Below are 6,407 nucleotides of genomic sequence, written 5' to 3' on the forward strand. Positions count from 1 at the left end.
TTTATTTTAAGTTTTTATATTCTTTTAGAATGCCAATTATTAAATTTAGTCTCTTAAATGGATCAATATCAAAATCAGAAATAACATATTCAAATGTTTTGTCATTGTAACCACCAAGTTTTGGCATTTTAATGTTAGGATCTCATTTTAAATTAATATATTTATCAGGTTTTAGCTTAGCTATAAAGCTGCCATCAAAATCATATAATGGTTTTCAAGATATATTTAAAGAAGCATTAAATTTATCGTTTTCTCATGAATCATAATAAAACTTACAATTCAAACCATTATTTTGAGCAAACGATACTAGCAGTGCATAATTCATTCCATCTAGTTTTAATGGAATTAAAGCATAGTGTTCAAATAAGTATTGTTTTTTAATAACATCTTCTATTACTAAAACCATATATGGGTGGCTTACATTTTTAATTTTGTTAAAATCCGCATCATTTAATTTGAAAATAATGCTTTTATCAAGTAAATTTGAGTTTTTGTTCATGTCTTCTAGTTTTAAAAAAGAATTTAGTTCTTTTTCATTTACATATAGTTTTTGTAATATCTCTTTATCTTCAGGTGCTAAAAATACTTCGCCAAGCTCTAGTTTTGTATAAATTTCAACATTTTCAATAATTTCATTTTTATCAGTTGCTAGCACATTTACTGTGTGCCGTTGATAATGAGGGTATTTATTTCAACGATCAATTGTAAAAAGTTCTTCTTTTGAAACTTCAAAAAGCCAGCCATCAATGTGACCCGAATTATCTTTTTTTATTAAAAAATTATTTTCCGAATCTATGCATTTAACATAACCATTTAAAATGGCTGGTCTTTTTAGAGTGTGTTTTGAAATAAATTTTTCATAAAATCTTGGGTCTTGAATTGTGGCATATCCAAAAATATATATTTTATTGTTTTCCATAAATTATTTTCCTAACTTTAACATTTAAATAATATAAATTAATTAATAAAAATTATATCAAATGCTTGAGAGTTTAATATCTTTAAATGTTTTGAGACTAAAAATACTATAATTAATTAATATTTAATATTAAATTATTAATAATAAATAGAAAGGTTTATATTATGATAAATGAAAAACTGCTAAAAAAATTTAGCGAAAAATATAATTCAGATGCTACTAATAAAGCTGTTGAAAATGCGGTCGCCAAAGTAGGAATTAAAGAAGCTTCAATTAACCAAGATGCTTTAAGAAGACATAATTTTCAATTTTCACATACCACTAAAAAAGGTAATGTAACAGAACAAAAACAAAGTGGAAGATGTTGAATGTTTGCTGCTCTTAATACAGCAAGAGTAAAAACTATGGAAAAGTTTGATTTAAAAACAACAGAGTTTTCGCAGACATACACACTTTTTTGAGACAAACTAGAAAGATCTAATTATTTTTTAGATGCCATAATTGATACTGTAAATGAACAAACAGATTCAAGGGTAGTAAGTCATCTATTAAAATCACCATTAGAAGATGGTGGACAATGAGATATGTTTAGTGCTATTTTAAATAAATATGGAATAGTACCTAAAGATCATATGCCAGAAACTTTTAGTTCTTCTAATACATATAATATGAATTCATATTTAGTTTCAATGCTAAGATACTTTGCTTTTGAAATAAGAGAAGAATATAAAAAGTCAAAAGATCTTAATAAACTTAATGCTTTAAAAGAAAATTATTTATATTATGTATATAATATTTTAGTTAAATCTTTAGGAAATCCTCCTAAAGTAGTTAACTTTGAATATGAAGATAAGGATGGAAAATATCATAGATTAGAAACCATGAGTCCTCAACAATTCTTTAAAAATGTGGTAGGCTGAAACTTGGATAATAAGGTTAGTGTAATAAACTCTCCAACTATAGATAAACCATATAATAAAACATATACTATTAAATATTTAGGAAATGTAGTAGAAGGCAAACAAATAAAACACTTAAACTTACCAATAAATGAATTAAAGAAAATGGCTATTGAATCAATTAAAAATGGTGAACCTGTTTGATTTGGATGTGATGTTGGTAAAATGAGCCAAAGTATTGTTGGGATTATGGATCATGAAATGTTTAAATATGAAGATGTATATGGTTATTTTCCAAAATGAACAAAGGGCAAGAGATTAGAATATGGTGAATCATTACTAACTCATGCAATGGTGTTTACTGGCGTTAATTTAGATAAAGAAGGTAATCCTATAAATTGACAAGTTGAAAACTCTTGAGGTACTAAGATTGGACGTGAAGGAGTATTTTCAATGTCAGACCAATGATTTGATGAATTTACATATCAAATAATGGTTGATAAAAGTTATCTATCAAAAGAAGCTTTAGACATTTATGAAAATTCTGAAGTTATAACTGTAGCACCTTGAGATCCTATGGGTGCTTTAGCAAAATAATTAACTTTTATTTAGTTTTTTTAAAAAGCATATTTTTATATTAAGTGCCTATATTTAGCCTATTTTTAAGCATTTAGTGTTTTAAATATCAATAAAACAATAAAAAACTTAAAAAAAAAAAAAAAAACATATAGTAAAATAATGGCTTGAAAGGAAAAATTATGAAGAAAAATAAAAAAATATTATTCTCATTAATGGGAGTAGCTTCAGCTGCAGTTGTTCCTCTTGCAGCAGTATCATGTTCAAATACTGCTAAAAAAGAATTCGAAAAAACTTTAAAGAAAGTTGAAGATAAAATCAAGGCTTCAAAACTTGAAGATGCTACTAAAAAAGCATGAATAGATTCAGTTGCTGCAGCCAAAAAAGTTATAACAGACAAAGGTGACAAAGTTACTGATGATGAATATAAAGCACAAACAGAAGCTCTAAACGCAGTTTTAAAACTAATTGAAGAAGCTGAAAAAAAGACTCCAGAAAAGAAAGATAAATAGTCTTAATATATATAATAAAAACATCTCCACACAAACGAGATGTTTTTATATTTCAAAATTTTTCAAGCACAAAAAATTGATTTAGCCTTTTAAAGCTAAATCAACTTGTTTTATTTTATATTAAATTCTTAAACATTAAAGAAGTTTTCATCAAGCGTATTATCATTGTCAGTTACGAAAACAAGGAGTTTCCTGAACGAAATTTCGTGTTGAATGTGCGGGGTTAAATATCCTCATTTTCTTATATCACTTACTTTTCTTTGAATTTTGTGTTTTTCATTTGCAGAAGTTGTTCTTATAATTTCATCCAATAATGGTGATAAAATTTTCGTTCACTGTTTTCATTCTCTAACAAGCTCTTTTTGTATTTCGATATTTGAAGGAATTTCTCCAGATTTAAATTTATTTTGTTCTACCAATCTAGCAAAATAAGAGCTCTTAGAATTTTGCATGAATGATTTTTGTTTTTTTACAAAATCTTTATATATATCATTATTTCCATCAATTTCTGTTCCAGGGAAACTAGTTTGTAATTTTTCAATTGTCCATTGATCTGGTTTTAAACCATGAGTGCTTACACTTGCAAAAGCAAGTGCTTTTGCTAGTAGGTGAAAATCAAAATAATGATCATTTACTCTAGCTATTTTATTTCGTATTTGTAACTTAATTTGATCATCATAGGGGTCATAATAACGCCCAGTTATTGCCTCATAAGTGACATCATAACTAATTATTACGCCATATTTATTATCTGAATATTTAACATTTATATTTTCTGCTTTTGGTTCTCCAGGTGCAGAATAAAGTTTGCCAAAATATCAAATATTGTATCTATGATCTTGTAAAAATCGATCACTTTTAATATCTTTATAAGGGGTAGTATGAATTAATCTTTGAAATAATTGCCCAAGTGTATAAATATAATTTGAAACTTCTCCTACTTTTAGAAATCTATCAGTAAATACCACTTCTACTTTTGGAATGTATTTTTGAAGTCCAGTAAGCTCAGCTGTTTGATAAGTTTTATCATTAGCATTATTATTATGATCAATTATTTTATAAACAATTTTAATGCTACCTTCATTTTCATTAGGAGAAATAAAGAATTTTTTAAATTCCATTCCTTTAGGTAATTGGACAGGCATATTTTTTAATCTTACATCATCAACACTTAATTGCGAAAGTCGATTTTTTTTATCCAACACTTCTCATAAGTTTGCAGAAGCAAATTTTCTATAATTTTGTTCAATTCATCTTTTACGGTTTTCATTGATTTTGTCTTTTAGACCCATAGGGTAATGGTGTTTTGAATTATAACTCGAATTACCTTCATTATATATTCCAGCAGATCTACTAATCCTTGTATATAAATTAAGTGCTATTGTATCTTCATCAGAAACTTCAATACTAAATAGCTCTTCATCTGGTAATAAATCATTATCTCATTCAAAATATTTTTTCAAAGTATTAATGCGTTCTTGACTAGAACCGCCAGATAATAGATCATTTTTGACATCTTCTAATGAATCTACTACATCATTTTTTGGTCTGAAGTTTTTAAATATAGTTGCTACATATGGTTGTGTTGTTAGTTTATATTCTTTTGAAATTAAAACACCTTGATTGGCATTAAGAAGTATTTTTAATCTTATATATACTGAGCCACTTAAATCATCAATGGTCATTCTTTCTACTAATGCCTGATATTTAGTTGGATCAATTTGAAATTCAAAATCACTTTTAGTTATAAATCTAGGCGCTTTAAAAGAACCTCTAATTGAAGGTTTAGGAGCCAATAAATGCATATTTGCATAAGTAATATCATATGCCCATTCTGCTTTTTCATGTCCTATTTGGTTCGAAATATTGTCACCTTGACTTAGAGTTTTAGCATATAAATCGCTTATTTCTTTAGATAATTCATCAAAAGTTTTAATTATCTTTTGAATTTTGTCACGATATAGATTTAAATACTCTTCATCAGTTATATTAGTCTCTTTTTTATAAGCATGCAATAAATCATATGCATCAAGACGTTTTTGTTTTAATTCCTCAAATTTAGCTTTATTTGCTTTTTTGGCGTTTTCAATAAATTCAACTTTTTGTTTAACTAACTGTTCAACTTTTTTAGTAATAGTTTTTAATTCAGCAATTATAGTTTTTAAGAAATCTTTATTTTTATTGTTTTCTATAAAATTATTTGACCTATTAATAATTTCAGGACCTATTAGATTTAACATATTTTCAATTTTTTGAAAATTTTCTTCATCTTTCAATTTATCATAAAATAAATTTAAGTTATCGATTAGATATTGAGCTTGATCTTTAAGTTGTTGTTCTTCGCCTTTTTGAATAGCTAAAGCATTTAAGGCATTAATTCTATTTTCAATATCAGTTTTATCGTTTGTTTGAGCTGTATTGTTTTCGATATACTCTTGAGTTTGAGCTTTATTCATTAATTCTAAAAGCTTTTCTTTAGCTGATTCATATTTTTGAACAACTTTAAGGATTTCAACTGCAGTTTGAGGGTTAGCATTATCAGCATCTTGAGCTTGTTTATATTCATTATTTTTTCAATTTTCATATGCTGTATCATGAGCTTTTTTGATATTATCAGCTGCTTTAGTTTGTGCTTCAGAATGTCTTTTAGCTTCATCAAGTTTATTTTTAAGTTCTGTTAATTTTTGATTTAGTTCAGCAACACTAGTATTTTCTGGTTTGTTGTATATATCATAAACATCATTTTCAATGGTATTGATTAAATTATTTAATTGAGTTACATATGCTCTTGTACTGTCATATTTATTAGCATGATCATTTTTCTTAATTAAATCATCTAGAGATTTAATAACAGTTTCAAGTTTTTCCTTAACTTTAGCAATTCTGTCTCTTTCAACACCTTCTAGAGCTTCTTTTATTTTATCTAGGTCTCTTTCTATATCATTTATTAAAGTTTCTGAATTTATTCTAAATGTATCATAATCTTTATCAGTTGCGAATTGTTTAGCAGCTTTAGCTAATTCTAATGAAGCTTCTAAAGCAGTTTTTATTTCTTTTAGTTTAGTTTCATTCTTGTTTGCTATAGCTGCATCTAAATCTGTTCTAGCTGCATTTCATGAACTTTGAGCATCAGATAATTTAGTTTCTACTTCAGATTTCAATTGAGTATTTTTGTTTACTAAGTCATCATGTTTAGTTTTGGCTTCAGTTGTTTTATTTTTTAGTTCCTCTAATTTAGCTGTAATTTTAGGAGTTTTATTTTTAGCATCCTTTTTTAGGTCTGTTTGATAATCATTATTTTGAGTGATTTGAGTATTTAAAGCATCAAGTGCAATTACAGAAGTATCATATTTTCCTTCAGCATTTTTAGCAGTTTGAAGTTTTTGAGCTGTTTCTTGAAGTTTTCTATCAATTTCTTCAATAATACCTTTAATTCTTTCTTCTTCACCCTTAGCTTTATCTTCAGCAGTTTTTAAAGATTCTTTTAGGCTCTCTAAAAGC

The 6,407-nt window shown here is 26.4% G+C and carries 4 protein-coding genes; 2 read left to right on the forward strand and 2 right to left on the reverse strand.

Annotated elements, in window-relative coordinates; all coding sequences use genetic code 4:
• Position 1: 1 nt before the first annotated feature.
• On the reverse strand, positions 2-919 hold the full coding sequence (locus OF364_RS02615) for a gamma-glutamylcyclotransferase family protein (RefSeq protein ID WP_263774096.1): 918 nt from the start codon (positions 917-919) through the stop codon (positions 2-4).
• A gap of 164 nt (positions 920-1,083) precedes the next feature.
• Here OF364_RS02615 and OF364_RS02620 point away from each other — a divergent pair, with 164 nt between their 5' ends.
• Together OF364_RS02620 and OF364_RS02625 are read left to right on the forward strand one after the other, a co-directional pair.
• Complete coding sequence (locus tag OF364_RS02620) at positions 1,084-2,415, forward strand: C1 family peptidase (RefSeq protein WP_263774097.1); 1,332 nt, start codon at positions 1,084-1,086, stop codon at positions 2,413-2,415.
• 161 nt (positions 2,416-2,576) lie between these two features.
• Positions 2,577-2,906, forward strand: a complete 330-nt coding sequence (locus OF364_RS02625) for a Vmc-like lipoprotein signal peptide domain-containing protein (RefSeq protein WP_205851476.1) — start codon at positions 2,577-2,579, stop codon at positions 2,904-2,906.
• Positions 2,907-3,034: 128 nt separating this feature from the next.
• Here the strand turns inward: OF364_RS02625 and OF364_RS02630 are convergent.
• Positions 3,035-6,407 (reverse strand): hypothetical protein (locus tag OF364_RS02630; RefSeq protein ID WP_263774098.1); only part of this gene is annotated, 3,373 nt, incomplete at its 5' end.

The sequence above is a fragment of the Mycoplasma enhydrae genome (assembly GCF_025779955.1).
Classification (GTDB): Bacteria; Bacillota_I; Bacilli_A; order Mycoplasmatales; family Metamycoplasmataceae; genus Metamycoplasma; species Metamycoplasma enhydrae.